Consider the following 331-nt stretch of genomic DNA (forward strand, 5'->3'; position numbering starts at 1 on the left):
GATTATCCAGAGCAAAGACCGCTACCTCAACGCCTTTTTGCATTAATCCTTTAGTCAGACCTCTGACGCTTCGAGCAGGTCCACCCCAATTATGTGAAAGGCTGGCCGCTACATGAAGGTTGGATTTGAAGTCGAAGGCAGGCTCAAGGAAGTCGTATACAGGAACGGGCGATACTTCGATCTCGTTTGGATGGGGTTGACCAAAAAAGGGTAATCCCTTTTAGGCCCATGTCTTTCATCAGGCGCTCCACAGTGCACCTGAGCCACTTTAATGCCCTCTCGATTGAGAGGTCCTACATACTTTCCTAGCTCCGTAGACTCAGGAATTCCT

The 331-nt window shown here is 49.2% G+C and carries 1 protein-coding gene; it reads left to right on the plus strand.

Features of this window, described 5'->3' with window-relative positions; all coding sequences use genetic code 11:
- Nucleotides 1-112 precede the first annotated feature (112 nt).
- The gene (locus EZM41_RS07130; RefSeq protein WP_198470431.1) at nucleotides 113-214 is read left to right on the plus strand and encodes a GNAT family protein; all 102 of its coding nucleotides are present in this window, start codon (nucleotides 113-115) and stop codon (nucleotides 212-214) included.
- The last annotated feature ends 117 nt before the right edge of the window (nucleotides 215-331 follow it).

Origin of the sequence: Acetomicrobium sp. S15 = DSM 107314, from assembly GCF_016125955.1 — a bacterium.
In the GTDB taxonomy this organism is placed as follows: Bacteria; Synergistota; Synergistia; order Synergistales; family Thermosynergistaceae; genus Thermosynergistes; species Thermosynergistes pyruvativorans.